This is a genomic window from Pseudomonas sp. DR48 (assembly GCF_019823085.1).
Lineage (GTDB): Bacteria > Pseudomonadota > Gammaproteobacteria > Pseudomonadales > Pseudomonadaceae > Aquipseudomonas.
On the sequence record NZ_CP081946.1, the window covers coordinates 3,349,065 to 3,374,987 of the forward strand.

A 25,923-nucleotide genomic window follows, 5' to 3' on the forward strand; every position below is an offset into this window, starting at 1 on the left:
TTCGGCAAGGCCTTACTGAGGCGAAGCTTCAGTTTTTGGTTTACCGAAGTGCCACTCGTAAACCACAAATTTGAAGTCTTTCAGGTCGCCCTTGGCGTCGAAGCTCAGGTCGCCAGTCGGGGTCTTGAAGGTGCCTGCGTGGATGGCAGCCGCCACTTTCGCAGGGTCTTCGCTCTTGGCGGCAGTGATACCACCGGCGATGACTTCAACAGCCGAGTAGGCCGGGAACACGAACGGACCGCTTGGGTCTTCTTTCTTCGCTTTGAACGCGTCAGCCAGTGCAACGTTGGCCGGATCCTGGTCGAAAGACTTCGGCAGGGTTACCAAAAGGCCTTCGGAAGCGTCTTTGGCGATCTGCGAAATGGAGTCGTTACCCACGCCTTCCGGACCCATGAACTTGGCTTTCAGGCCTTTTTCCTGTGCTTGACGCAGGATCAGGCCCAGCTCTGGGTGGTAGCCGCCGTAGTAGACGAAGTCAACGTTGGCTTGCTTGAGCTTGGAGATCATCGAGGAGAAGTCTTTGTCGCCGGCGTTGATGCCTTCGAACACGGCAACCTTGACGCCTTTGCCTTCCAGGGTCTTCTTCACGGCGGTGGCGATGCCTTCACCGTATTGCTGTTTGTCGTGCAGCACAGCAACGATTTTCGGTTTTACGTGATCGGCAATGTAGTTACCGGCGGCAGGGCCCTGGGCGCTGTCCAGACCGATGGTGCGGAACACCATTTTGTAACCACGGTTGGTGATGTCCGGGCTGGTGGCAGCCGGAGTGATCATGATCACGCCTTCGTCTTCGTAGATGTCCGAAGCCGGTTGGGTGGAGCTGGAGCACAGGTGACCGACCACGAACTTAACGCCGTCGTTGACGACTTTGTTCGCGACCGCTACCGCTTGTTTTGGATCACAGGCGTCATCGTATTCAACGGCTTCGAGTTTCTTGCCGTCTACGCCGCCTTTGGCGTTGATCTGTTCGATGGCCATTTTGGCGCCACTGAACTGCATGTCGCCGTATTGGGCTACAGGACCGGTTTTAGGGCCGGCGATGCCGATCTTGATGGTGTCAGCTGCGAACGAATGGCTGGCAACCCCGGCCAGAACCATAGCGGCAAACAGTTTGGAAATCTGCTTAGTAGCCTTAGTCATAGTGCTCCACTCTTACTGTTGTAGTTTTTATAGTCCTGGCGCCGTAGCAGCAGAACCGGGTCAGATATCTTCGATATCCTCCGGAAAATGCCCCCGGCAACTGTACCGGTACAGTGTAGAGCGCCAATTGTTAGCCTGGGAAGCTGGCGCCAGGGGGCAAAACCTGAGGGTGTCGCTTTATTGAAAGAAAAAGACAGAATTGCGGCGGGATGTTAGCTGGCTAATTGCTTGATTCAGCGGCATTCCCTGGCGCTCCTGTTCTTTTCAATCGGTGACTCAATTGCATCCGGGTTTTTCTGGCGGACCACCGACGTTATCATTCGCGTCGATTTCTTTTCCGGACAGGACCCATGACTCAAGAACCTAGCACCCTCTATGCCAAGCTGCTTGGTGAAACCGCATCTATTACCTGGAAAGAGTTGGAGCCGTTCTTTGCCAAGGGTGCCCTATTGTGGGTCGACCCGGGTCTGGATTTGATCGCCGCGGCTGAAGCGGTGGCGACGGACGAAGGCGAGAAAGTGGCTGCCTGGCTGGCCGCCGACAAAGTCGCCAAGCTGTCTGAAACGCGGGCGCTGGATCTTTTCGAACGTGACCCCGAGCTGTGGGCCGTGGTCGTTTCGCCGTGGATTATGATCCAGGAAAGGGCGACGAACTGAAGTCGTGCACTTTGTTGGTGCGTAGGTTGATCGCGCAAAAGTGTGTAGGCGAGTAGCGTGATGGCATGTTGCCGTGGAGAAAGGCCACAGGCGTGGCCAGCATCACGGTGACGTAAACGTAACGGGAACAGTTTATTGAGCAGCCGTCGGGCTGCTTAATTGTTTCTGGATGTGATCGTTCCCACGCTCTGCGTGGGAATGCAGCCCGGGACGCTCTGCGTCCCAAACTGGACGCAGAGCGTCCATAGAGGCATTCCCACGCAGAGCGTGGGAACGATCGATCAATCAGACCGAAAACGTCTTGCCCGTATGGTTATTCAGCGAAATAACCTTGGTCTTGCCAATCCGGTGACGGTAGATCTCGCGCAGGTACTTGATCGCCTTCTTCACGCAATCGCGCGACAGGCGAATGTCGTTGATCGAGACAAACTTGTCCTTGTCATTGATCAGCTCGCGGTACTTCTTCTCGTACATCGGTTTGATCGCGTACCAGTTGGTGTCGAGGATTTTCGCCGGGTTTTCGAATTCATTGAGCAACTCGTCAATCCGGTCCTCATCGAATTCTTCATTGATGATGAAGTCGAGGATCGAGTTATCCAGCGTTTCGTCGAAGCGGTACGGGGTTTTCGCGAAGCAACGCTTGATGAACGCCACGATCAGCGTCAGGAAGTCGTCCGACAGGCATGGGCTCTTGGCGATCAACGTAGTCAGCGACAAGTTGGCCGAGGCGCCGATCACCAGCGCGTAGCGCTTGAGCGTGGTGTTCGGGAACAGGCTGTTGAGGTGGGTCTTCAACCGGTTCAGGTCCATGTAGGACAGCTTGTAGTCTTTCGGTAGCGAAACGATCGAGACCACCGACGAGCAGTTCTTGAAGAAGTGCAGGTCGTGCAACGCGGCCGCGTCGTAACCGGAATTCTTGTACTGCTCCAGGGACGCACGATAACGCTTGGACTCGATCGGCAGCAGGCTGATGCCTTCGATTGCTTGCGTCACTTTGTTGAAGTGGGGCAGGTCGATGGAGCGGAAGAACAGATCATCGATGTTCAGGCGCTGCGGCTCTTTCTCGAACACCTTGAATTTGTCGCTGCTCGGCGGCGGGCTTTCCGGTACCACGGATTCGGCATAGGCAATCGCCACCGGCCCGGCCAGACTCATGAACAGGTCGTTGGCGTCGAGGCGAATGGTTTCGCCGATGTCGATACCGGCACGACGGAAATAGTTCTGGTCGTAGTCAGTCGTGACCGCCTGCGCCGTCAGAATGTTGAAGATCTGCTGCGAGATGTACTGGTTGGCGTGCTTTTCCATCGCGTTGACGTCGATGTTCTGAATGTTGCCGTCATCGCTTTCTTCGGCGTAGCGCATGATGTCGTTGGAGATCAGCATCATCGCGTTCCATGGGCGGATACGGCCCATGACGCTGGCTTCGCTGCTGTCTTCATTGGCGAAGTTGTAGGAGAAATCCCACTCTTCCGACAGGTACTTGCACAGCAGGCGACCGGCGTTGATGTGCAGCGCCTCGGACATTTCGCTGCGGTGATCGGAAATGTTCGGCAGCACGCAGATGCCGCTGGTGAAGATCGGCTCGAAGACGAACGAATGACCGCTCTTGCCGTCGTGCTCGTCCATCGGCTTGGTGTCGAACGTCTTGTTCATGTACGAGTGCTGCTGGGCCAGGCCGAACTCTGAGGCCATGCCCGAACCGGTACCGCCGCCGGCACTGAAAATCGAGAAATACAGGCGCGACTGGTTGGCCTTGATGCCGCAGCTGTCGATCAGGTACGAGTGAATCATTTTCCAGTCGGGGCTGGAGAAACGCTGGGTGTCCTTGTTCAGGATGATCTTGGCCAGGTACTGACCGAGGATCGGCGCGTTACCGGCGCCACCGGCGTGGACTTCCGACAAGTCCATGATTTTCATTTTGCTGTAGTCGCGCAGGAAGCCGCTTTTTTCGCCCTTGCGCGAGAAACGGATGCGACCGGCGATGTCTTTGTCCAGGTCGCCGAGCATTACCAGAGGCTCGACCAGGAACACCGGCTTGGTGGCTTTGTTCGGCCCCAGGCGCAGGTTGTTGCGGATCCACTGCGCCGGGCTGTAACCCTTTTCCGCGTAGCGTTTATCCGCCGAGGGACGGTCTTCGTTGTTGAATTCGTTGAGGTAGAACTTGCGGGCGTTGTACACCAGCTCCGCGACATCCAGCGCAATGTTGGAGCCGCAACGGCCCAGGCCGATCAGGCACACCGAAGGGAATTCCTGATCGCTATGCTGTTCGCTGTCGCCATCCAGATGTGGAGGGCGCGGGAACACCATGTCGCGCAGCCCGTCGAGGTTGTCGAGAATGCGGTCAGTGTTGGTTTCGGTGAAATACAGGTATTGCTGACTGGCCAGCGGGCGTGATGCAACCAATGGCTTCGACGATGAGGGGCTGTTTGCCGCGGGGCTCAGTGTCAGATCGGAAACCGCAGTGGCCGGATTATTTTTAGAAGTCATTGGGCGCCATGTACCTGGGCTGATGGGCCCGGCGACACGCTGTCGCCGAACCTTCACGGAATAGTTACTCGCGACTTTTTCAGCGCGTATTTCGCCCAAGCGTCATGACCGAAGCCTGAGCATCGCTCGGGGGGAATCCTTTCCTTAGTCATGATGAATCGGCCAGTATTCAACGATCTTTAATCAAAAGGAGGCTAAATGATGTCAACGCAACCTTCGTTGGGGTTCGCCGGAATCGGCCTGATGGGATTGCCCATGTGCCGACGTCTGTTGGCTGCGGGGTATCCGCTGACGGTGTGGAATCGCAATCCGGCCAAGTGCGCGCCCTTGGTCGAGGCCGGCGCCCGGCAAGTGGCGACAGCGGCCGAGCTGTGCCAACACGCTGATGTGGTGATGCTGTGCCTGGCGGACACGTCGGTGGTGCGCGAGGTGGTCTTTGGCCCCGACGGCATCGCCAGTGGGGCGAAAAGTGGTCAACTGCTGGTGGATTTTTCCAGTCTGGAGCCCACCGCGACGCGGGAAATGGCCTCGGCGCTTGGCGACCAGTGCGGCATGAATTGGCTGGATGCGCCGGTGTCCGGCGGCGTGGTCGGTGCCGAGGCTGGCAGCCTGGCGATTATGGTCGGCGGCGCGGCAGCGGACCTTGAGCGGGTCAAGCCGATCCTGTTGAACCTCGGTCAACGGGTGACGCACATGGGCGGCGTCGGCGCCGGGCAGGTGACCAAGGCCTGCAACCAGATGATCGTCGCCTGCAACGCGCTGGTAATCGCCGAAGTGGTGGCATTGGCCGAGCGTTCCGGGGTCGACGCAGGTCTGATCGCCGAAGCCCTGGCCGGTGGTTTCGCCGATTCCAGACCCTTGCAGATCCTGGCCCCGCAAATGGCCGAGAGCCGTTTCGAGCCCGTGAAGTGGCATGTCCGCACGCTGCTCAAGGACCTCGACACCGCTGTGAAGTTTTCCCGCGAACAGGGCTCATCCACGCCGATCAGCGGATTGGCTGCACAACTGATGCGCCTGCATGGGGCGCAGGGTTTTTTGGAAAAAGATCCGTCGACGCTAGTGCAAATGTACCGCGCGCCAGGGTCAGAGGACTGACGGGGCAGGCGTGTTTGCGCTGATTGATTTCGTTCAGCACCGGATGCAATTCAGCCAGCGGCACCGGGCGGCTGAGCAGGTAGCCCTGAACGAAGTCGCAGCCCTGGCGTTCGAGAAAGTCATATTGCTCGAACGTTTCGACGCCCTCGGTGACCACCTGTAAATGCAGGGTATGGGCCATGGCAATAATGGCCTGGACGATTTCCATGTCCTGGGTCGCCCTGGGAATGTCCTGGATGAACGAGCGGTCGATCTTGAGTGTGTTCAGCGGCAGGCGCTTGAGGTAGGCCAGCGATGAATAGCCGGTGCCGAAATCGTCGATCGACAGGGAGACCCCGAGAGCACGGATCTGGCGCAGCAGCGCCAGGGTGTCGGAGAGGTTGCCCATCAACGCGTTCTCGGTGACCTCCAGTTCCAGCCGTTGCGGCGCGACCCCGCAGATGCGCAGGGCTTGTTCGATTTCATTGGCCAGGTCTTCGCGCGCCAGGTTCAGCGGTGAGCAGTTCACGGCAATCTTCAGTTCTTCGCAGCCCTGACGGGACAGTTCGCCAAGGTCCTCGCAAGCCTGGCGCAGTACCCAGTTGTCCAGTTCGGCGATCAGGCCGTTGGCCTCGGCAATGGCGATGAATCGATCCGGCGCCAGCAGCCCATGAACCGGGTGTTGCCAGCGAATCAGCGCTTCGAGCTTGGTGACCTGGCCGGTTTTCAGGTCATAGATGGGTTGGTAAAACAGCAGCAGCCCATCGTCGTTGCGCAAGGCGTGCCGCAGTTCTTCTTCGACTTGCAGTTCCAGCGTGGCGCGAGCCTTCATGTGCGGGCTGAAAAAATGCAGCCCGTTGCGCCCATTGCCTTTGGACTGATAAAGCGCCAGGTCGGCGTTTTTCAGCAGTTCTTCGCACGTCTTGCCGTCTTGCGGGAACAGGCTGATGCCGATGCTGGTGGTCATGACCATGCTGCGACCGGCCAGCTCGATAGGCTCTTTCATTTTCAACATGATGCGCTGGGCCATGTGCCGCGCTTCTTCGGGGTCATGCAGGCCGATGAGGATGCAAAATTCGTCACCGCCAAAACGCGCGACCACATCTTCGTGGCTGCGAACCGAACTCTTGATGTGGCTGGCCAGGACCTTGAGCATCAGGTCGCCGGCGTCATGGCCAAGGCTGTCGTTGATCCGCTTGAAGTGATCGATGTCGAGAAACATCACCGCCAGCATCCCGCCTTCGTTGGTTTTCTCGCTCAGCTTTTCGGCGAAGAGCTGGTTGAAACCACGGCGATTGATCAGGTTGGTCAGTGCGTCGTAGTGCGCCACCTGTTGCAGCGACAGGCGTGCCTGGTCGAGCTGACTGAGCAGGGCATTGACCCGTTGCAGGTCGCTTTCCTTGTGTTGAAGTTTTTTGTCGGCCATTGCGGCGCTGATGCTGCTGCCGATGATCAGCAACATCATGACCGCCACCGTCACGCCCAATTGCAGATGATTGTTGTCGTCAGGCAGCGGCTGGAGGCTGCCTTCGGGAAGCGCCAGTTTGAGCGCCGCCATGCTGGTGAAATGCATGCTGACGATACCGGCGCCGAGCACCAGGCTGGCGGTGTATTTGAGCAGTTGATGAACCACGCCGCTGCCCTCGCGCAGGTGCCTGGACATCAACAGCGCAGCCAGGCTGGCGCCGATGGCGATCGCGATGGAGAGGGCGAACAGCGTCGGGTCGTAATAGGCCGTCGCCGTTGAGCGCATCGCGGCCATGCCCACGTATTGCATGGTTGCGATGCCAAGGCCGATCCACACCGACGCCCGCAGGTGTTGCCAGACGCTCAGATGAGCATGGCTGAGGGTCTGCATCGCCAGCCACGAGGCGGTCAGTGCGAAAAACAACGAAATCAGGGTGACGGGGAGTTGATAGTGGATTTCGATCGGCGCCTGGAACGCCAGCATGCTGATGAAATGCATGGCCCAGATGCCGCCCGCCAGGCATCCGGCACCGACCCAGCGCCAGATACGTTGGGAGGTGGATTTTTCGGTATGACCGATCCGTTCGGTGATGCCCAGGGTGGCGAACCCGGCCGCGCACGCCACCACGTAGGCCAGCAGCACCAGGAACGGGTTATGTGTGCAATTGAGAATGACCTGACCGCTTTCTGGCAGCTGGGTAGTGAAATACACATCAGGCCACTGCATCCGTTCGCCCCGTATTGTCCAGCCTGCCAACACCATGAACATTGGTTAATGCGTTGGAGTATAGAGGCCATACAGGGAGTGCAAGCGGTAGTGGCACATTGATGCCGATGATTTTGGAATGAGCTTTATTGCTGTCAGTACTAAGCCTCAGGCGATCTGCTCGTAAGGCACTTGGAATTCAGGCTGCAGGGCCGGCAGTCCGAACGCGGCCCGCGCCGCGTCACAGTCTGCGTTCGCTTCGCCATTGGCCCAGGAGGCATCGAATTCGCGACAGGTGCTGGAACGCTGATCGTAAATCGAGCATTGCACGGTGCCGCCGACTTCCCCTGACAGGGCGATGCAGCGCGTGGGTTTGCAGTCCGTGCCGAGCATCGCCACACGGCTGGGGCTGATCGGCGCGACAAGGTCGTCAGGCACCGTTCCCCCGGACGAGGCGCATTCACCCCAGAAAAAGGACACGCGAAAATGGGAACAGCAGGCACCGCAATTCAGACACGGACTGGCTTCGGACATGGGCGATAGTCAAAGAGGGATGGGGGGAACGGTGGGGCAGCAAGGTCGCTATTCTAGGCTTCGCCTTGGGCTTGGGAAGGGGGGCGCAGAGGTATTTTTCAGCAGCCGGTCGGGTAATGAAAAACGCGGCTCCCATAGTGCCTTTTGGTGTTTGCACAGGGGCGGCTGCCATGGGCTGATATCAGTCTTGCGAATAATGACAGACAGCTCTGGCAGGCCTGACTAGATTGGCAGCTCCGGGGACAGTGAAAGCCCCAACAACAATAAAAAGAGACGGACCCCATGCAGAACTCGACCCAAGCGGCGAATGCCTGGCGCATTCTGTTCCTGCTGTTCCTGGCGAACCTGTTCAACTTCTTCGATCGCACCATTCCCGCCATCATCATCGAACCGATCCGCATGGAGTGGCACCTCAGCGACTTTCAGCTGGGGATTATCGGAACGGCATTCACCCTCGTTTATGCGATTGCCGGGCTGCCGCTGGGGCGGATGGCCGATACCGGTTCGCGCAGTAAATTGATGGGTTGGGGCCTGGCAGTCTGGAGCGGCCTGACGGCGGTCAACGGGCTGGTGGGCAATTTCTGGGCCTTCCTGATCGTGCGTATGGGCATCGGCATCGGCGAAGCCAGTTACGCACCGGCGGCCAACTCGCTGATCGGCGATCTGTTTCCGGCGCACCGCCGGGCACGGGCGATGGGCATTTTCATGCTCGGCCTGCCACTGGGCCTGCTGCTGGCGTTTTTTACCATTGGCGCGATGGTCAAGGCATTCGACAGCTGGCGTGCGCCGTTCTTCATCGCCGCAGTGCCGGGGCTGATCCTGGCGATCTTCATGTTCTTCATTAAAGAGCCTAAACGCGGTGCCGCGGAAAGCGTGCAGGTGTCCCAGGAACGTGTCGACCGGCCGATTCGTCGAGTGCTGGCGGTCCCGACTTTCCTGTGGCTGGTGTTGGCCGGGCTGTGCTTCAACTTTGCGACCTATGCCTGTAACTCGTTCCTGGTGCCGATGTTGCAGCGCTATTTCCTGATGCCGTTGCAGGAAGCGGCGGTGGCGACCGGCGTAATTGTCGGCGTGACCGGGTTGTTCGGCCTGACGCTCGGTGGCTGGGTGGCCGACAAGATTCACCAGCGGGTCGCCAATGGGCGACTGCTGTTTGCGGCATTCAGCCTGATCGTTTCGACCGTGTGCACCGCTTGGGCGCTGCATGCCGGGCGGATCGAGATCGGAGTGTTTGTGGCGGTGTTCAGCCTTGGCTGGCTGTTTGCCTATAACTTCTATACCTGCGTCTACACGGCGATTCAAGACGTAGTCGAACCCCGTTTGCGAGCCACGGCGATGGCGTTGTTCTTTGCTGGCTTGTACTTGCTGGGCGGTGGTTTAGGCCCTGTGGTGGTGGGTGGCTTGTCCGACCATTTTGCACATACTGCAATGTTCGCCGCCGGTGCCGAACAGATGACCGAGGCGTTCAAGGCCGTGGGCTTGCACGACGCGATGTACTTGATCCCGGTTGCGCTGTTTTTCACCATGGTGTTTCTGTTCTTGGCTTCGCGGTGTTTTGTCAGGGATGCCAAGCGGATGAAGGACGGGTTGGTGGCGGTGGTCGAGCCTGTGGGTTCTGCGGTGACTGCTTAATCGCCATCGCGGGCACAGGGATTGATCGTTCCCACGCTCCGCGTGGGAATGCAGCCCGGGACGCTCTGCGTCCCAAAAGCCGAACGCGGAGCGTCCGTTGAGGCATTCCCACGCAGAGCGTGGGAACGATCAGCAGACAAAAAAAGGCCCGCATCGCTGCGGGCCTTTTTATTTAAGGGTGGAGCAGGGGGCTTAACCCGCCACCAACACCCGGATCGCTTCCAGTCGCAGCGCCGCCTTGTCGAGCATGGCCAGCCCTTGCTCGCGCTGTTTGCGCAGGGCAACCAGTTCACTGTCGCGTACGGTCGGGTTGACCGCTTGCAACGCGGTCAGGCGCGCCAGTTCTTCGTCGGTATCGGCTGCCAGTCGACGTTTCGCTTCAGCAACCCGCTCGGCGTGACGCGGGAAGATTTTCTCTTCGCCGGCGTTGATCCGCGGCGTCAGCTGATCGCGCTGGGCCTGAATGAACTTGTTGGCGCTGGCACGCGGCACGCTTTCCAGTTGATCGTTCAAGGTCTCGAACGACACCCGGGCCGACAGGTCGTTGCCATTGGCATCCAGCAGGCAGCGCAGGGCGGCCGGCGGCAGGTAACGGCCCAGTTGCAGCGAGCGCGGGGCGACCACTTCACTGACGTAGAGCAGTTCCAGCAACACGGTGCCGGGTTTCAGCGCCTTGTTCTTGATCAGCGCCACGGCCGTGTTGCCCATGGAACCGGACAACACCAGGTCCATGCCGCCCTGCACCATCGGGTGTTCCCAGGTGATGAATTGCATGTCTTCGCGAGACAGCGCCTGGTTGCGGTCGTAGGTGATGGTCACGCCTTCGTCGTCGCCCAGCGGGAAGCTGGCGTCGAGCATTTTTTCGCTCGGCTTGAGGATCAGCGCGTTTTCCGAATGGTCTTCGCTGTCGATACCGAAGGCGTCGAACAGGGTTTCCATGTAGATCGGCAGGGTGAACTGGTCGTCTTGCTCGAGGATGTCCTCGACCAGCGCATCACCTTCGCCAGCGCCGCCGGAGTTGAGTTCCAGCAGGCGGTCACGGCCAGTGTGCAGTTCAGCCTCCAGACGCTCACGCTCGCTGCGGGCTTCGTCGATCAGCGCTTGCCACTCGCCGTCGTCGGCGTTTTCCAGCAGCGGCAGCAGGCGCGGGCCGAACTGATGCTGCAAGGCGTTGCCGGTCGGGCAAGTGTTGAGGAAAGCGTTCAGCGCTTCGTGGTACCACTGGAACAGGCGCTCTTGCGGGCTGGTTTCCAGGTACGGCACGTGCAGTTCGATGATGTGCTTCTGGCCGATCCGGTCCAGACGCCCGATACGCTGCTCCAGCAGGTCCGGGTGGGACGGCAGATCGAACAGCACCAGGTGGTGCGAGAACTGGAAGTTGCGACCTTCACTACCGATTTCCGAGCAGATCAGCACTTGCGCGCCAAATTCTTCATCGGCGAAGTAGGCGGCGGCGCGGTCACGTTCGAGGATGTTCATGCCTTCGTGGAACACCGTGGCCGGGATGCCGGAGCGCACGCGCAGGGCGTCTTCCAGGTCCATGGCGGTTTCGGCGTGGGCGCAGATCACCAGCACTTTGGTGCGCTTGAGCATCTTCAGCGTGTCGATCAGCCACTCGACACGCGGGTCGAATTTCCACCAGCGTTCTTCTTCGTTGGCGTCCGGCTGGGCCTGGAAGCTGACTTCCGGGTACAGCTCGGCGTGATCGCCCAACGGCAGTTCGAGGTATTCGTCCGGGCACGGCAGTGGGTACGGATGCAGCTTGCGCTCCGGGAAACCCTGTACGGCGGCGCGGGTGTTGCGAAACAGCACGCGGCCGGTGCCGTGACGGTCCAGCAATTCGCGAACCAGGCGGGCGCTGGCTTCGGTGTCGCCATCGTTCACCGCGGTCAGCAAGGCTTCGCCTTCGTTGCCGAGGAAACCGTGAATGGTCTTGTGCGCTTCGGGCGACAGGCGCCCCTTGTCCAGCAACTCCTGAACGGCCTCGGCCACCGGGCGATAGTTTTCGCTCTCGGCGCGGAAGGCGTGCAGGTCATGGAAACGGTTCGGGTCGAGCAGGCGCAGGCGGGCGAAGTGGCTGTCCTGGCCCAGTTGTTCCGGGGTCGCGGTCAGCAGCAGCACGCCCGGAATGACTTCGGCCAGTTGCTCGACCAGCGAATATTCAGGGCTGGCCTTTTCTTCATGCCACACCAGGTGGTGCGCTTCGTCGACGACCATCAGGTCCCAACCGGCGGCGAACAGTGCGTCCTGGGCTTTCTCGTCTTCCACCAGCCACTCCAGAGCCACCAGCGCGAGCTGCGTGTCTTCGAACGGGTTGGCGGCATCGCTTTCGATGAAGCGTTCTTCGTCGAACAGCGCGACTTGCAGGTTGAAACGGCGGCGCATCTCGACCAGCCACTGGTGCTGCAGGTTCTCCGGAACCAGGATCAGCACGCGGTTGGCGCGGCCCGAAAGCAGTTGGCGATGGATCACCAGACCAGCTTCGATGGTTTTACCCAGGCCTACTTCGTCGGCCAGCAATACCCGTGGAGCAATGCGGTCGGCCACTTCACGGGCGATGTGCAGCTGGTGCGCGATCGGTTGCGCACGCACGCCACCCAGTCCCCACAGCGAGGATTGCAATTGGCGACTGGTGTGTTCCAGGGTGTTGTAGCGCAGTGAGAACCAGGCCAGCGGGTCGATTTGCCCGGCAAACAGACGGTCGCTGGCCAGACGGAACTGAATGAAGTTCGACAGTTGGGTTTCCGGCAGGGTGACCACTTCGTTTTGCGCGTTGAGGCCGTGGTAGACCAGCAGGCCATCGACGTCGTCGACTTCCTGGACGGTCAGTTTCCAGCCTTCGAAGTGAGTGATCGAATCGCCCGGCGAAAACCGCACGCGGGTCAGGGGCGCATTCCGTAGCGCGTACTGGCGAGTCTCGCCAGTGGCCGGATAGAGCACGGTCAACAAGCGGCCGTCCTGTGCCAGAACGGTGCCTAAACCCAGCTCGGCTTCGCTGTCACTGATCCAGCGTTGCCCCGGTTGATACTGCTGCGCCATGCTGCCTGACTCCCACCTTGAAAAAGCGGGCTATCTTAACGGAATGAGGGCTTCAGGGCCAAAGGACTCTCATAAATACTCGCAGACTTACGTTAGCCCAATGATGCGGTGTGTGTCAGTTCGGGCACCAATCTGTGCCAAACCGGTCACAGTTTGCGACCGATGGCTCAAGTCGCCATCCCCTCAGCCGACAGCCTGCTGACAGGAGACTACTAATTATGCTGCCACCGATGCTCCCCTTGAGTGCCGTGCCGATCACCTCACAGCAGGACCCGATCCGCCAGCGCCCGGATATTCCGCCAGTCGTGCCGGTGCAGGAAAGCTCCAACGAAAGCACGATCGACCTGCAACAACGCGATCCCGAAGAGGCGGCTTTTCAGCTGCGCGAGGAGCAGCGCCGCAAGCTTGAGCGTGACCGGCGCCGTCGTGAGGCTGATGAGGATCCGCAGGAGCACCTCGCGGTTCCCGGTGATGAGCTTAATGCCGACAATACTGTGCCGGTGGCGCCATTGATGGAAGATCAGCCGCGCCAGGGGTTGTGGGTCGATATTCAGATTTGAGGTTGCGGCTGGTCAGCGCTGGCGCCAGGCCGCATTATTGCGATAAACCTGCCGAACGATGTATTGAGCACCATGAGCCAAGATGACAAGTTGATCGATCTTAATTCTGAACGCGCCAAGCGGGTTCATGACCTTAATGAAAAGCGTCTGAATGAAGTGCGGCAGGCGTTTGAGCAGGCGATGCCGTTGGTCAAAGCCAAGAAAAAGCCGAAGAACAAACCGAAAAAGCGTTGAAGTACCCTGCATCTGTTGATGCAGGTCAGTTATTTGCCCTCCTTTACGCCCTGTCTTGGGCGACATTGATCCCGGTCAATTTTCTCTTCTGTCTGATTGGTTAACTTAGCCCTATCGCAACAGGGCAGGTGCAGGAGGGACGTCATGTTTTTCGATAACGTGGTGATCGCCGGAGTGCTGACGGTTGGCCTCATGGTTCTGTTTTTTGCAGGGTTTGGATTTTTTATCTGGAAGGATTCGCATAAGCGTAAGCCGTAGGTCTTTCTGGGTGTAATGAGCACGCAAGGCATTTTGGGCGACTTCGGTTGCCCTTTTTTTTTGGTTGTAGTGGCGGCCTTTGGGCCGACCATGTTCTCTTGGTTGTACCTGGGCTAGTTGTGGGAGCGAGCTTGCTCGCGATGGCGGCCTGACAGCCGACCAGTCTCTTTCAGGTGTACATATCCGTTGCTGCGGTAACGGCCACTTAGGGTTTCGCCCTGACGGCGACTCACTTTTTTTGACAAACGCCTCAAAAAAAGTAAGCAAAAAAAAGGCTCGCCCCGGCGTCCGGCCCCTCGCTTAGGCTCGGTGTTCCTTCTTTCCGGCATTCATCTGGGGGCATCGCCTCCGGTCTGCTTCGCGACGACCTCCTCTCGATGTATGCGGCTTCGCCGCACGGCGCTACGCGCCTGCCCCCCAGATGAACGCCTCCACTCAGCCTGCCGAAGGGGCGGGTAGATCAAAAGCCAGATCAAGATCAAGAGCTGCAGGCGAGCTACCGCTCGGCCTATTGAGTGGTGAAGAGCGGGTGGTGTACCTCGATTTATTGTGGGAGCTGGCTTGCCAGCCGACCAGTCTCTTCCTGATACCTCACTGATCGTTCCCTACGCTCCGCGTGGGAATGCAGCCAGGGACGCTCCGCGTTCCAAAGGGACGGGCGGATCAAGATCAAGAGCTGCAGGCGAGCTACCGCTCGGCCTGTTGAGTGGTGAAGGGCGGGCGGTGTACCTCGGTTTTTATTGTGGGAGCTAGCCTGCTGGCGATGGCGGCCTGACAGCCGACCAGATTCTTGCAGTGTGCATCGAACCCTGTGGGAGCGGGCTTGCCCGCGATGGCGGTCTGACAGCCGACTAGTCTCTTTCAGGTGTGCCCGTTCCACTGTGGGAGCTGGCCTGCCAGCGATGACGTCCCGCCAACCGACTAATCTCCTGCTGATGTACATCGAACCCTGTGGGAGCGGGCTTGCTCTGGGCGGTGTTCCGACGATGGGCCTCGCGTCCAGCCCATCGTTTTCAGTAGATCACTGAGACCGAATTTCAGGCATTAAAAAGGCGCGAACCTCACGGGACGCGCCTTTTCGTTGCAGCTATATATCAGCTGCCCAGTGCCTTCGAGGCCAGCCAGAACAGGCCGGCCGACAGGGCCACTGTTGCGGGCAGGGTCAGGACCCAGGCCAGCAGGATGGTTTTGACGGTGCCGCCTTGCAGGCCGCTTTTGTTGGCGACCATGGTGCCGGCGACGCCGGAGGACAGGACGTGGGTGGTGGAGACCGGCAGGCTGAAGATGTTTGCCAGGCCGATCATGCACGCGGTGGTGATTTGTGCCGACATGCCTTGGGCATAGGTCATGCCTTGCTTGCCGATCTTCTCGCCGATGGTCAGTACCACGCGTTTCCAGCCCACCATGGTCCCGAGGCCGAGGGCCAGGGCGACGGCCAGAATTACCCAGAACGGGGCGTATTCGGTGGTGGTGGTCAGGTCTTTGCGCAGTTTGTCCAGGTCAGCTTTTTCACGGGCTGCCAGGGTAGGCAATTTGCTGACTTTCTTTGCAGTGTCGTCCAGGCAAAGCAGGTAGCGACGCACTTCGATGCGGCTTTCCGATGGCAGCGAATGGTAGTCCGCTACACCTTTAAGGGTGCCGAGCAGGGCAGTGATGGTCGGTTCGGTCTGTTGCGGGTTGCAACGGAATTTCTCCGGCAGATCGCCTTCCACGCTTTTGCCCAACGCCAGGAACTCGCCCAAGGTGTCAGAGTTGCGTTTGTAGAACTGGCTCAGGTGCAAGGTCGCATCGCGGGTGCGCTCGATCTGGTAAGTCGTGCTGCTCAGGTCGAGTACGAACTGCGCCGGCACGATACCGATCAGTACCAGCATGATCAGGCCGATACCTTTCTGACCATCGTTGGAACCGTGCACGAAGCTCACGGCCATGGCCGAGATCACCAGTACCAGGCGGTTCCAGAACGGTGGGTGCTTTTTGTCGTCGAGCTTGCGGCGCTGGTCCGGTGTCTTGTGCATCTTGGACAGGGGACGCCACCATTTAAGGCCGACCAGCACCAGCGCGGCGACGATGAAACCCGCCAGCGGCGAGAACACCAGGGATGCCCCGATATCGATCGCCTTCTGCCAGTTCACGCCATCGGCCAACGGAATATCGTTGATCAAGGCGTTCGCCAGACCGACACCGAGGATCGAACCGATCAGGGTGTGGGAGCTGGAGGCGGGGATACCGAAGTACCAGGTGCCCAGGTTCCAGGTGATGGCGGCGGCGAGCAACGAGAACACCATGGCCAATCCGTGACCGGTGTTCACATTGATCAGCAGTTCTACCGGCAGCAGGTGGACGATGGCATATGCCACGCCAACACCGCCCAGCAGCACGCCGAGGAAGTTGAACACACCGGAAAAGAACACCGCCAGATGAGGCGGCATGGCTTTGGTGTAGATAACAGTGGCCACCGCGTTAGCGGTGTCATGAAAGCCGTTGATGAACTCGAAGGCGAGGACAAAGGCCAGGGCGAGCAAGAGGCTCACAAGCACCCAAGCATCTAGTCCGCTGAATAAATCGATCATGAAGGTTTTCTGACCCGGTCATAAGGGGGCGCGATTATGCCAGAAAAGACTGCTAATCGATGCACTTGCTGCTCATCGGTAACATTCTTCAATGAATTAGTTTGCGCTGATAGCTTATGACCCAGCTTTTTTCGGGGTTTTGCAAGTCATTGAATTGTTGAGGAAAGGCCACAGCCACAAGGGTTTCGCTCGGGAAGCCGAGAGGCTTGAACGCTTGTGTGAAATATCTGAAAAGAGGGTCAGGTATGCGCCATTTGCCTCAACCGATGATGAGGCGGCCGCTGCCCGCTTGTAGCGGGCGCGAAAGGCACCATCCCTGCAACCCGCTTTTAACAGGTGCATATGCAGACCCTTGGAGGGATTCAGGCCGAGGCAATCATGGCTCTTCGGCTTTGAGTTCCTTTTCCATCTTTTGCAATTCCTGGCTGAACGCCTGATCCTGAACGGTGGCGCGTTTACGCCAAGGCTTGCGCTCGGGTTCGGGCTGAGCGGCGTAGGTGGTGACTTCCCCGCCGTAAACTTCCTTGTAACGTTGTTCCTGGCGCTCAAGTTCCGCGCGCAGTTCGTCTTTCGTCACAGTGCTACCTGTATGAGTTGAGATAAATTCTGGTGAAACGCACTGCATGGATCTATCGACCACGTTTGCCGAAAGGGCATGCCGGACAAGGCATCGTTTTACGGCAGGTGAACAATACTTCCATATTGCAGGCGGCCACGGCACCAGAGAAAAACAGCTGACGTAGCATCAGTTACCTGTTTCAGCACGCGCGTTGGTCGAGCATATGAAATGAGCGTCAAGCGTTTGCTGCGGGCAGCGACGGTAGAGTACCGGGCTGTCGAGTGGCGGCGTCGGCACGTAAAAACCGGCCACCACTGAGATGCATTATAGCGGTCGAACCGAATAACACTATCTCCGTAGAGTTAAAAGTAGTTCACCGTGTGTGATTGTTTTGTTAATAGCAACTTTTGCTGTAACTACGCGCCGATGAAGTCGCTGGGCACCGATGTCTTTCTGGCGCCATAAAGCCGAACAAGTTACGCCAATTACACATCGCACCTTAATGTCCGCGCTCCACAGGAATAAAGACATTTAGTGTCGACGTTAACATCAGGGTCAGGCATTGCCTGGCGCCAATTGCGATTATCGGTCGATGGTTCGATAATCGCCCAATCTTGGCGGCCGGTGGCTTGTGTGCAGAACCGGTAGCCGCTTGTAATAGCCGCTGATCCGTGTAGGAAAGGACCTGATATGAACGATCAAATGCGCAACTCCTTCGCTTCAGTGGCACCGCCAATCGTGGCCTCGCCCGCCAAGCGCATCCAGGCCCTGACCGGCGACCCGGATTTCATGACGTCCCTGGCGCGGGGCCTCGCGGTGGTGCAAGCGTTCCAGGAGCGCAAGCGCCACCTGACGATTGCCCAGATCAGTCACCGCACGGAAATTCCCCGCGCTGCGGTGCGACGTTGCCTGCATACCCTGATCAAACTCGGCTATGCCACCACGGACGGTCGCACCTATTCGCTGCTGCCCAAGGTGTTGACCCTGGGGCATGCCTATTTATCTTCCACGCCACTGGCGGTGTCCGCCCAGCCGTATCTGGACCGCATGAGTGAACAGCTTCACGAGGCGTGCAACATGGCGACGCTGGAAGGCGACGACATTTTGTACATCGCGCGCTCGGCCACTACCCAGCGCCTGATTTCCGTGGACCTGTCGGTGGGTGGACGACTGCCCGCCTATTGCACGTCCATGGGCAGGATTCTTCTCGCTGCGCTGGACGACACTTCGCTGCGCGAGTACCTCGACCATGCGGATTTCCAGGCCAAGACCAGCCGAACCCTGCACACCCCCGAGGCGCTGCTTGAGTGCCTGCAAGAAGTTCGGCAGCAAGGCTGGTGCATTGTCGATCAGGAGCTGGAGCAAGGCCTGCGTTCCATTGCCGTTCCGGTGTACGACGCTTCCGGTCAGGTCGTGGCCGCGCTGAACGTCAGCACCCACGCCGGACGGGTCAGCCGCAATGAACTGGAGCAGCGTTTCCTGCCAGGTTTGCTGAGTGCCAGCCGCGACCTCAGCGCGCAACTGTTTGCCTGAATCTTCTAAGCTGTTCGATAAACGCACAGAGTCGCGGTTATCGAATTGACGCTCTTTCCCCGGGATCATTACTGTCGCGGCAGCGCCAGCCTTGGCTGGCACCTGTCCGACTGCGTTCTTGCGTGGAATAAAAATAATGAACCAGCCTCAGTCTGCTGTAGGAAACTGCCTCGACGTGCAGTCCTTCATCAATGCTCAACCCATTTCGCGCTACCAGTGGCGAGTGGTGATCCTGTGTTTTCTGATTGTCTTTCTCGATGGCCTCGACACGGCGGCGATGGGCTTCATCGCACCGGCCCTGTCCCAGGATTGGGGTATCGACCGCGCCAGTCTCGGCCCGGTGATGAGTGCCGCGTTGATCGGCATGGTCTTTGGCGCACTGGGCTCCGGCCCGTTGGCGGACCGCTTCGGGCGAAAAGTCGTACTGGTCGGCGCGGTATTGCTGTTCGGCGTCTTCAGCCTGGCGTCGGCCTACAGCACTAACGTTGATCAATTGCTGGTGCTGCGATTCCTGACCGGCCTGGGTCTGGGCGCCGGCATGCCGAACGCCACGACGTTGCTGTCGGAATACACCCCGGAGCGCAAAAAATCCTTGCTGGTGACCAGCATGTTCTGCGGCTTCAACCTCGGCATGGCTGGCGGCGGGTTTATCTCGGCCAAACTGATTCCTGCATTCGGCTGGCACAGCTTGCTGTTGATCGGCGGGATTCTGCCGCTGATCCTTGCCGTTGTCTTGCTGTTCTGGTTGCCGGAATCGGCGCGCTACCTGGTCGTGCGTAATCGCGGTACCGACAAAGTGCGCAAAACCCTGGCCCCCATCGACCCGACCATCGTCGCTCAAGCCTCGAGCTTCAGTGTGCCGGAACAAAAAACCGTGAAGGCGCGCAACGTGTTTGCGGTGATTTTCTCCGGCACCTACAGCACCGGCACTTTGTTGCTGTGGCTGACCTACTTCATGGGCCTGGTGATCGTTTACCTGTTGACCAGCTGGCTGCCGACGCTGATGCGTGACAGCGGCGCGAGCATGGAGCAAGCAGCGTTCATTGGCGCACTGTTCCAGTTTGGCGGCGTGTTGAGCGCCGTGGGTGTGGGATGGGCGATGGACCGGTTCAATCCGCACAAGGTCATTGGCATTTTCTACCTGCTGGCCGGGGTCTTTGCCTACGCGGTAGGGCAGAGCCTGGGCAACATCACGCTTTTGGCGACGCTGGTACTGGTGGCCGGGATGTGCGTCAACGGCGCGCAGTCGGCGATGCCTTCGCTGGCAGCGCGGTTTTACCCGACTCAAGGGCGGGCGACCGGCGTCTCGTGGATGCTGGGGATTGGTCGTTTCGGCGCGATCCTCGGGGCCTGGATGGGTGCGACGCTGCTGGGGCTGGGCTGGAATTTCGAGCAGGTGCTGACGGCGCTGGTGATTCCGGCGGCTGTGGCGACCACCGCCGTGGTGATCAAGGGCATGGTCAGTCATGCGGACGCGACCTGACGGAACATGATCGTTCCCACGCTCCGCGTGGGAATGCAGCCCGGGACGCTCCGCGTCCCAGAAGCGGACGCAGAGCGTCCATTGAGGCATTCCCATGCGGACGGTTCGACGCCTCGACGTGGGAGCGATCAGACGATCAAGTCGACGATCGGTAGCCAAACAACAATCTGTTCGATAAACGAACACTCAGTCGATTATCGGATTGTTTGACGTTTTGTGCAGGCTTAATCTTCAGTCATTCCGGCGCAGCGCATCGCGCCTTTTTCTTCCACTGTCGGTTAATAAAAACGGGAGCCTGCCCCATGGCTGAAATCCTTTCGCTGCACGACGCGGTGAAGCAGTTCGTTAACGACGGCGATACCGTCGCGCTCGAAGGCTTCACTCACCTGATCCCTACGGCGGCGGGTCACGAAATCATTCGCCAGGGTAAGAAAGATCTGACGCTGGTGCGAATGACGCCTGACCTGATCTACGACCAGTTGATCGGCGCCGGGTGTGCTCGCAAGCTGATTTTCTCCTGGGGCGGCAACCCTGGCGTCGGCTCGCTGCACCGTCTGCGCGATGCGGTCGAGAAACAGTGGCCGCATGCGCTGGAAATCGAAGAGCACAGCCACGCCGACCTGGCCAATGCCTACGTCGCGGGCGCCTCCGGCCTGCCGTTCGCGGTGCTGCGTGCCTACGCTGGTTCCGACCTTCCGAAGGTCAACCCGCTGATCAAAACCGTGACCTGCCCATTCACCGGTGAAGTGTTGGCCGCCGTGCCTTCGGTGCGCCCGGACATCACCGTGATCCACGCGCAGAAAGCCGACCGCAAAGGCAACGTGCTGTTGTGGGGCATTCTCGGTGTGCAGAAAGAAGCTGCGCTGGCCGCCAAGCGTTGCATCGTCACCGTTGAAGAAATCGTCGACGACCTTAATGCACCGATGAACTCCTGCGTGCTGCCGACCTGGGCCTTGAGCGCGGTCTGCCACGTCCCTGGCGGTGCGCATCCGTCCTACGCCCACGGGTACAACGAACGCGACAACCGTTTCTACCAGGCTTGGGACCCGATTGCCCGCGACCGTGAAACCTTCACCGCGTGGATCAACGAATACATCCACGGCTGCGCTGACTTCAGCGAGTTCCAGGCCAAGCTGGCCGCTGCTTCGGAGGCCAAGTAATGACTTACACCACCAATGAAATGATGACCGTCGCCGCCGCCCGCCGCCTGAAAAACGGTTCAGTATGCTTCGTCGGCATCGGCCTTCCATCGAAAGCGGCCAACCTTGCGCGCCTGACGTCGTCGCCGGATGTCGTCCTGATCTACGAATCGGGTCCGATCGGTGCCAAGCCCAGCGTATTGCCGCTGTCGATCGGTGACGGCGAACTGGCGGAAACCGCCGACACAGTCGTCCCGACCGGTGAGATTTTTCGCTATTGGCTGCAGGGCGGGCGCATTGACGTCGGTTTCCTCGGCGCCGCACAGGTCGACCGCTTCGGCAACATCAACACCACAGTGGTCGGCGATTACCACGCGCCGAAAGTCCGTCTGCCAGGGGCTGGCGGTGCGCCGGAGATCGCCGGTTCGGCTAAAAGCGTGCTGATCATCCTCAAGCAATCGGCGCGGTCCTTCGTCGACAAACTCGACTTCATTACGTCGGTCGGCCACGGCGAGGGCGGCGATTCGCGCAAGCGTCTCGGCCTGCCGGGCGCTGGCCCAGTCGGCATCATTACCGACCTGTGCATCATGGAACCGGAAGCTGGCACCCATGAATTCGTGGTTACCGCATTGCACCCGGGCGTGACCCGCGAGCAAGTGACCGCCGCCACCGGCTGGGCGATTCGCTTTGCCGAAACCGTGGAAAACACCGCCGAGCCGACCGAGGTCGAATTGAAGGCACTCAGGGATCTGGAAGCCTGTACTGCCGCCGCCCACGGCCAAGCACCCGGAGAAGCGTGATGCGTGACGTTTATATCTGCGACGCGATTCGCACACCCATCGGCCGTTTCGGCGGTGGCCTGTCGGCGGTACGCGCCGACGATCTGGCCGCCGTGCCGATCAAGGCGCTGATGGAGCGCAACCCCTCGGTGGACTGGAACGCAGTCGATGAGGTGTTCCTCGGCTGCGCCAACCAGGCCGGTGAAGACAACCGCAACGTGGCGCGTATGGCGCTGCTGTTGGCGGGGCTGCCGGAAACCATTCCGGGCGTGACCCTCAACCGTCTCTGTGCTTCGGGGATGGATGCCATCGGCACCGCGTTCCGCGCCATCGCCAGCGGTGAAATGGAGTTGGCGATTGCCGGCGGCGTCGAATCGATGTCCCGCGCGCCGTTCGTGATGGGCAAGGCTGATGCGGCGTTCTCGCGCAACATGAAGCTGGAAGACACCACCATTGGCTGGCGCTTCATCAATCCGTTGATGAAAGCCCAATACGGTGTCGATGCGATGCCGCAGACCGCCGACAACGTGGCCGACGATTACCAAGTGTCCCGCGAAGATCAGGACGCTTTCGCACTGCGCAGCCAGCAACGGACAGCCGCCGCGCAAGCTGCAGGATTTTTCGCTGAAGAAATCGTTGAAGTGCGCATTGCCCACAAGAAAGGGGAAACCGTCGTCAGTCAGGATGAGCATCCGCGCGCCGACACCACCCTGGAAACCCTGGCGAAGCTGAAGCCGGTCAACGGTCCCGATAAAACGGTCACTGCCGGCAATGCATCGGGTGTGAACGATGGTGCCGCGGCGCTGATCCTGGCTTCGGCCGAAGCGGTGAAAAAACACGGCCTGACTGCTCGCGCCAAAGTGCTGGGCATGGCAAGCGCCGGTGTAGCGCCTCGGGTCATGGGCATCGGCCCGGTCCCGGCGGTGCGCAAGTTGACCGAGCGCCTCGGTCTGGCCGTCAGCGATTTCGACGTGATCGAACTCAACGAAGCGTTCGCCAGCCAGGGCCTGGCGGTGCTGCGCGAACTGGGGCTGGCGGATGATGCGGCTCAGGTCAACCCGAACGGTGGCGCCATTGCCCTGGGCCATCCGCTGGGCATGAGCGGTGCGCGCCTGGTGTTGACCGCGTTGCATCAGCTGGAAAAAACCGGTGGAAAGAAAGGTCTGGCGACCATGTGCGTCGGCGTCGGCCAGGGTCTGGCCTTGGCGATCGAACGCGTCTGACGCGCAGCAGTGACAATAAGAACTGAGGAAAGTGAAATGACTGACAAGCCTGGTTACCGCCGTCCGCAGGAAGGCACCCAGCCGGACTACCTGCACCCGGCCTATCAATCCACCAACCGTCGCTCGCCGTCCAAGCCGTTGGTGTTTTTGCCCCATTCGTTGTCGGAAATCACCGGCCCGACAATCGGTGCAGAGCGCGTCAACGAGCAGGACAACGATCTGACCGCCCAGCACAAGGGCGAGCCTTTGGGCGAGCGCATCATCATTCATGGCCGTGTGCTGGATGAAAACGGTCTTCCCGTGCCGGGGATTCTGGTGGAGATCTGGCAGGCCAATGCCGCCGGCCGCTACAACCATGACCGCGACCTGCACGATGCGCCGCTGGACCCGAACTTCACCGGGACCGGCCGCACCGTGACCGACGCCGATGGCTGGTATCAATTCCAGACCATCAAGCCCGGCGCCTATCCGTGGGGTAACCACCACAATGCATGGCGTCCGGCGCACATCCATTTCTCGCTGTTCGGACCGAGCATCCTGACGCGTCTGGTCACGCAAATGTATTTCCCGGGCGATCCGCTGCTGGCTTACGACCCGATCTATAACTGCGTGCCCGATACCAGCGCCAAAGAACGCTTGATCGCCAGTTTCGACCTGGAAAAAACCATCCCTTCCTATGCCCTCGGTTATCGCTGGGACATCGTCTTGCGCGGCCGCGATGCCACGCCGATGGAGAAATAAGATGACGCTGACTGCGACCACGTCCCACACCGTCGGACCTTACTACCATATCGGCCTGACCTGGCTGAACCGTGAAAACCTGACCGTCGAAAACACCCTGGGCGAGCGCGTGGCGATCACCGGGCAAGTCATCGATGGCAATGGCGATATCGTCAACGACGCGATGCTGGAAATCTGGCAGGCCAATGCTGCCGGCAAGTACGACCACCCGGAAGACGATCAGGACAAACCCCTGGACCCGAACTTCGAAGGCTTTGGCCGGGTGCCGGTGGATGCCGAAGGGCGCTTCCGTTTCACCACGATCAAGCCTGGAACCGTGGAGGGCCTGAAGGGCTCGACGCAGGCGCCGCATCTGGTGGTGCTGGTGTTTGCTCGCGGGTTGGTCAAGCACCTGCTGACGCGGATTTATTTTGACGGCGAGCCGGCCAATGTGGCCGATCCGTTGCTCGAATGTGTGCCGGCTGAACGCCGCGGTACGTTGCTGGCGAAGCAGGATGCGAGCGGTGTTTACCAGTGGAACGTGATCCTGCAGGGCACCGACGCCGAGACGGTGTTCTTCGATTATTGACTCCACCTGATCGTTCCCACGCTCTGCGTGGGAATGCATCCCGTGACGCTCTGCGTCACAGTGGACGCGGAGCGTCCATGGCGGCATTCCCACGCAGAGCGTGGGAACGATCGGAATGTGTTGCTGATCTATCTGCGGAACGGGACTGTTGCGAAGTGTGTCTAGACTCTCACTGTCCCCATTGAGTAAAAAAACAATGACAACACCTACGGCTACTCCCGTTCATTACACCGGCGAAGAGCGCAGCAAGCGGATCTTCGCCATTGTCGGTGCTTCGTCCGGCAACCTCGTGGAATGGTTCGACTTCTACGTCTATGCCTTTTGCGCGATCTATTTCGCCCCGGCCTTTTTTCCGTCCGATAACCCGACGGTGCAACTGGTCAACACGGCGGGCGTGTTCGCCGCCGGGTTCCTGATGCGACCCATCGGCGGCTGGATTTTCGGCCGGGTGGCGGATAAGCACGGGCGCAAGAACTCGATGCTGATCTCGATTCTGATGATGTGCTTCGGTTCGTTGCTCATCGCCTGCCTGCCGACCTACAAGGACATCGGTGTCTGGGCACCGGTCATGCTGTTGTTCGCGCGTCTGATCCAGGGCCTGTCGGTGGGCGGCGAGTACGGCACCACCGCGACCTACATGAGTGAAATCGCCCTCAAGGGCCAGCGTGGGTTCTTCGCCTCGTTCCAGTACGTGACGCTGATTGGCGGCCAACTGTTGGCGGTGTCGCTGGTGGTGATCCTGCAACAGTTCCTCACGGAAGATGACTTGCGTGCCTACGGCTGGCGGATCCCGTTTGTGGTCGGTGCGGCGGCGGCGCTGATTTCGCTGTTCCTGCGTCGTTCGCTCAAGGAAACCACCAGTAAGGAAATGCGTGAAAACAAGGACGCCGGCAGCATCGCCGCTTTGTTTCGCGATCACAAGGCAGCCTTCATCACCGTGCTCGGTTACACCGCGGGTGGTTCGCTGATTTTCTACACGTTCACGACTTACATGCAGAAGTACCTGGTGAACACCGCCGGCATGCAGGCCAAGACCGCCAGTTACATCATGACCGGCGCGCTCTTCCTTTATATGTGCATGCAACCGCTGTTCGGCATGCTCGCGGACAAGATCGGCCGTCGTAATTCCATGCTCTGGTTCGGCGCCCTCGGGACGCTGTTCACCGTGCCGATCCTGCTCAGCCTGAAAAGTGTCAGCAGCCCGTTCCTGGCCTTTGTACTGATTACCGTGGCGCTGGCGATCGTCAGTTTCTACACCTCCATCAGTGGCCTGGTAAAAGCCGAGATGTTCCCGCCCGAAGTGCGTGCACTGGGTGTCGGCCTGGCGTACGCGGTGGCCAATGCGATCTTCGGCGGTTCGGCGGAATACGTGGCCCTGAGCCTCAAGGCCGGCGGTATGGAGAACTCCTTCTACTGGTACGTCACGGTGATGATGGCGGTGGCGTTCCTGTTCAGCCTGCGCTTGCCGAAACAGGCGAAATACCTGCACCACGACCTTTGATCTATCCGCGTGGGCCACATCGGCCCACGCCTTCAGGGAT

Annotated in this window: 21 protein-coding genes; 14 read left to right on the plus strand and 7 right to left on the minus strand. The window is 59.6% G+C overall.

What is annotated here, in order from left to right; genetic code table 11:
- Window positions 1-12: 12 nt before the first annotated feature.
- A complete protein-coding gene (locus K5K95_RS15095) occupies window positions 13-1,140 on the minus strand; it encodes a branched-chain amino acid ABC transporter substrate-binding protein (RefSeq protein WP_090180945.1) in 1,128 nt (375 codons plus the stop codon).
- Between the two features lie 350 nt (window positions 1,141-1,490).
- Between K5K95_RS15095 and K5K95_RS15100 the strand changes: the two genes are divergently transcribed.
- Window positions 1,491-1,796 (plus strand): DUF2288 domain-containing protein, encoded by a 306-nt coding sequence (locus tag K5K95_RS15100; RefSeq protein ID WP_222590062.1) that lies wholly within the window; start codon window positions 1,491-1,493, stop codon window positions 1,794-1,796.
- Window positions 1,797-2,081: 285 nt separating this feature from the next.
- Here the strand turns inward: K5K95_RS15100 and K5K95_RS15105 are convergent, their stop codons facing one another.
- A complete protein-coding gene (locus tag K5K95_RS15105; RefSeq protein ID WP_222590063.1) occupies window positions 2,082-4,283 on the minus strand; it encodes a hypothetical protein in 2,202 nt (733 codons plus the stop codon).
- A gap of 198 nt (window positions 4,284-4,481) precedes the next feature.
- On the opposite strand from K5K95_RS15105, the gene K5K95_RS15110 reads away from it, so the two are divergent.
- Window positions 4,482-5,378, plus strand: coding sequence for an NAD(P)-dependent oxidoreductase (locus tag K5K95_RS15110; protein WP_222590064.1), 897 nt, complete (start codon window positions 4,482-4,484; stop codon window positions 5,376-5,378).
- On the opposite strand, the gene K5K95_RS15115 is transcribed toward K5K95_RS15110, so the two are convergent.
- Window positions 5,269-7,551, minus strand: a complete 2,283-nt coding sequence (locus tag K5K95_RS15115) for a putative bifunctional diguanylate cyclase/phosphodiesterase (RefSeq protein WP_222590065.1) — start codon at window positions 7,549-7,551, stop codon at window positions 5,269-5,271. The genes K5K95_RS15110 and K5K95_RS15115 overlap by 110 nt on opposite strands.
- Before the next feature lie 147 nt (window positions 7,552-7,698).
- Complete coding sequence (locus K5K95_RS15120; RefSeq protein ID WP_222590066.1) at window positions 7,699-8,064, minus strand: YkgJ family cysteine cluster protein; 366 nt, start codon at window positions 8,062-8,064, stop codon at window positions 7,699-7,701.
- 282 nt (window positions 8,065-8,346) lie between these two features.
- On the opposite strand from K5K95_RS15120, the gene K5K95_RS15125 reads away from it, so the two are divergent.
- A complete protein-coding gene (locus tag K5K95_RS15125; protein WP_222590067.1) occupies window positions 8,347-9,696 on the plus strand; it encodes a spinster family MFS transporter in 1,350 nt (449 codons plus the stop codon).
- A 192-nt stretch (window positions 9,697-9,888) separates the two neighbouring features.
- On the opposite strand, the gene rapA is transcribed toward K5K95_RS15125, so the two are convergent.
- On the minus strand, window positions 9,889-12,735 hold the full coding sequence (gene rapA, locus K5K95_RS15130) for an RNA polymerase-associated protein RapA (protein WP_222590068.1): 2,847 nt from the start codon (window positions 12,733-12,735) through the stop codon (window positions 9,889-9,891).
- A 218-nt stretch (window positions 12,736-12,953) separates the two neighbouring features.
- Between rapA and K5K95_RS15135 the strand changes: the two genes are divergently transcribed.
- From K5K95_RS15135 to ccoM, 3 genes are all read left to right on the plus strand, one after another.
- Complete coding sequence (locus tag K5K95_RS15135; protein WP_222590069.1) at window positions 12,954-13,295, plus strand: aspartate-semialdehyde dehydrogenase; 342 nt, start codon at window positions 12,954-12,956, stop codon at window positions 13,293-13,295.
- Between the two features lie 72 nt (window positions 13,296-13,367).
- Entirely contained in the window at window positions 13,368-13,529 is a 162-nt protein-coding gene (locus K5K95_RS15140) for a hypothetical protein (RefSeq protein ID WP_222590070.1), read from the plus strand.
- A gap of 144 nt (window positions 13,530-13,673) precedes the next feature.
- Window positions 13,674-13,787: a cytochrome c oxidase subunit CcoM gene (ccoM, locus tag K5K95_RS33380; RefSeq protein WP_010462558.1), complete on the plus strand. Its 114-nt coding sequence runs from the start codon at window positions 13,674-13,676 to the stop codon at window positions 13,785-13,787.
- A 1,094-nt stretch (window positions 13,788-14,881) separates the two neighbouring features.
- On the opposite strand, the gene K5K95_RS15145 is transcribed toward ccoM, so the two are convergent.
- Both K5K95_RS15145 and K5K95_RS15150 read right to left on the minus strand, forming a co-directional pair.
- Window positions 14,882-16,357, minus strand: a complete 1,476-nt coding sequence (locus K5K95_RS15145; RefSeq protein ID WP_222590071.1) for an inorganic phosphate transporter — start codon at window positions 16,355-16,357, stop codon at window positions 14,882-14,884.
- Between the two features lie 376 nt (window positions 16,358-16,733).
- On the minus strand, window positions 16,734-16,934 hold the full coding sequence (locus tag K5K95_RS15150) for a hypothetical protein (protein ID WP_007903846.1): 201 nt from the start codon (window positions 16,932-16,934) through the stop codon (window positions 16,734-16,736).
- A gap of 672 nt (window positions 16,935-17,606) precedes the next feature.
- On the opposite strand from K5K95_RS15150, the gene pcaR reads away from it, so the two are divergent.
- The 8 genes from pcaR (at window position 17,607) to K5K95_RS15190 (ending at window position 25,883) form a co-directional block, all read left to right on the plus strand.
- The gene (pcaR, locus tag K5K95_RS15155) at window positions 17,607-18,449 is read left to right on the plus strand and encodes a pca regulon transcriptional regulator PcaR (RefSeq protein WP_222590072.1); all 843 of its coding nucleotides are present in this window, start codon (window positions 17,607-17,609) and stop codon (window positions 18,447-18,449) included.
- A 136-nt stretch (window positions 18,450-18,585) separates the two neighbouring features.
- A complete protein-coding gene (locus tag K5K95_RS15160) occupies window positions 18,586-19,932 on the plus strand; it encodes an MFS transporter (protein ID WP_222590073.1) in 1,347 nt (448 codons plus the stop codon).
- Window positions 19,933-20,234: 302 nt separating this feature from the next.
- Window positions 20,235-21,092 (plus strand): CoA transferase subunit A, encoded by an 858-nt coding sequence (locus tag K5K95_RS15165; RefSeq protein WP_007947285.1) that lies wholly within the window; start codon window positions 20,235-20,237, stop codon window positions 21,090-21,092.
- Window positions 21,092-21,871, plus strand: coding sequence for a CoA-transferase subunit beta (locus K5K95_RS15170; protein WP_222590074.1), 780 nt, complete (start codon window positions 21,092-21,094; stop codon window positions 21,869-21,871). Before K5K95_RS15165 ends, K5K95_RS15170 begins: the two co-directional genes overlap by 1 nt.
- The gene (pcaF, locus tag K5K95_RS15175) at window positions 21,868-23,073 is read left to right on the plus strand and encodes a 3-oxoadipyl-CoA thiolase (protein WP_222590075.1); all 1,206 of its coding nucleotides are present in this window, start codon (window positions 21,868-21,870) and stop codon (window positions 23,071-23,073) included. The genes K5K95_RS15170 and pcaF overlap by 4 nt, the downstream gene beginning before the upstream one ends.
- Before the next feature lie 36 nt (window positions 23,074-23,109).
- Complete coding sequence (gene pcaH / locus K5K95_RS15180; RefSeq protein WP_222590076.1) at window positions 23,110-23,814, plus strand: protocatechuate 3,4-dioxygenase subunit beta; 705 nt, start codon at window positions 23,110-23,112, stop codon at window positions 23,812-23,814.
- Window position 23,815: 1 nt separating this feature from the next.
- Window positions 23,816-24,382 (plus strand): protocatechuate 3,4-dioxygenase subunit alpha, encoded by a 567-nt coding sequence (pcaG, locus tag K5K95_RS15185; RefSeq protein WP_222590077.1) that lies wholly within the window; start codon window positions 23,816-23,818, stop codon window positions 24,380-24,382.
- Window positions 24,383-24,578: 196 nt separating this feature from the next.
- Window positions 24,579-25,883 (plus strand): MFS family transporter, encoded by a 1,305-nt coding sequence (locus tag K5K95_RS15190; protein ID WP_222590078.1) that lies wholly within the window; start codon window positions 24,579-24,581, stop codon window positions 25,881-25,883.
- Window positions 25,884-25,923: the final 40 nt, after the last annotated feature.

Bases quoted from the DNA above. Each gene is read 5' to 3' on its own strand.
- K5K95_RS15165 (WP_007947285.1), top strand. From the start codon at position 20,235: ATGGCTGAAATCCTTTCGCTGCACGACGCGGTGAAGCAGTTCGTTAAC.
- pcaG (WP_222590077.1), top strand. From the start codon at position 23,816: ATGACGCTGACTGCGACCACGTCCCACACCGTCGGACCTTACTACCAT.
- K5K95_RS15190 (WP_222590078.1), top strand. From the start codon at position 24,579: ATGACAACACCTACGGCTACTCCCGTTCATTACACCGGCGAAGAGCGC.
- K5K95_RS15145 (WP_222590071.1), bottom strand. From the start codon at position 16,357: ATGATCGATTTATTCAGCGGACTAGATGCTTGGGTGCTTGTGAGCCTC.
- K5K95_RS15105 (WP_222590063.1), bottom strand. From the start codon at position 4,283: ATGACTTCTAAAAATAATCCGGCCACTGCGGTTTCCGATCTGACACTG.
- K5K95_RS15135 (WP_222590069.1), top strand. From the start codon at position 12,954: ATGCTGCCACCGATGCTCCCCTTGAGTGCCGTGCCGATCACCTCACAG.
- K5K95_RS15170 (WP_222590074.1), top strand. From the start codon at position 21,092: ATGACTTACACCACCAATGAAATGATGACCGTCGCCGCCGCCCGCCGC.
- K5K95_RS15120 (WP_222590066.1), bottom strand. From the start codon at position 8,064: ATGTCCGAAGCCAGTCCGTGTCTGAATTGCGGTGCCTGCTGTTCCCAT.
- K5K95_RS15115 (WP_222590065.1), bottom strand. From the start codon at position 7,551: ATGCAGTGGCCTGATGTGTATTTCACTACCCAGCTGCCAGAAAGCGGT.
- K5K95_RS15160 (WP_222590073.1), top strand. From the start codon at position 18,586: ATGAACCAGCCTCAGTCTGCTGTAGGAAACTGCCTCGACGTGCAGTCC.
- pcaH (WP_222590076.1), top strand. From the start codon at position 23,110: ATGACTGACAAGCCTGGTTACCGCCGTCCGCAGGAAGGCACCCAGCCG.
- pcaR (WP_222590072.1), top strand. From the start codon at position 17,607: ATGAACGATCAAATGCGCAACTCCTTCGCTTCAGTGGCACCGCCAATC.
- ccoM (WP_010462558.1), top strand. From the start codon at position 13,674: ATGTTTTTCGATAACGTGGTGATCGCCGGAGTGCTGACGGTTGGCCTC.
- K5K95_RS15110 (WP_222590064.1), top strand. From the start codon at position 4,482: ATGATGTCAACGCAACCTTCGTTGGGGTTCGCCGGAATCGGCCTGATG.
- K5K95_RS15125 (WP_222590067.1), top strand. From the start codon at position 8,347: ATGCAGAACTCGACCCAAGCGGCGAATGCCTGGCGCATTCTGTTCCTG.
- rapA (WP_222590068.1), bottom strand. From the start codon at position 12,735: ATGGCGCAGCAGTATCAACCGGGGCAACGCTGGATCAGTGACAGCGAA.
- K5K95_RS15140 (WP_222590070.1), top strand. From the start codon at position 13,368: ATGAGCCAAGATGACAAGTTGATCGATCTTAATTCTGAACGCGCCAAG.
- K5K95_RS15100 (WP_222590062.1), top strand. From the start codon at position 1,491: ATGACTCAAGAACCTAGCACCCTCTATGCCAAGCTGCTTGGTGAAACC.
- K5K95_RS15095 (WP_090180945.1), bottom strand. From the start codon at position 1,140: ATGACTAAGGCTACTAAGCAGATTTCCAAACTGTTTGCCGCTATGGTT.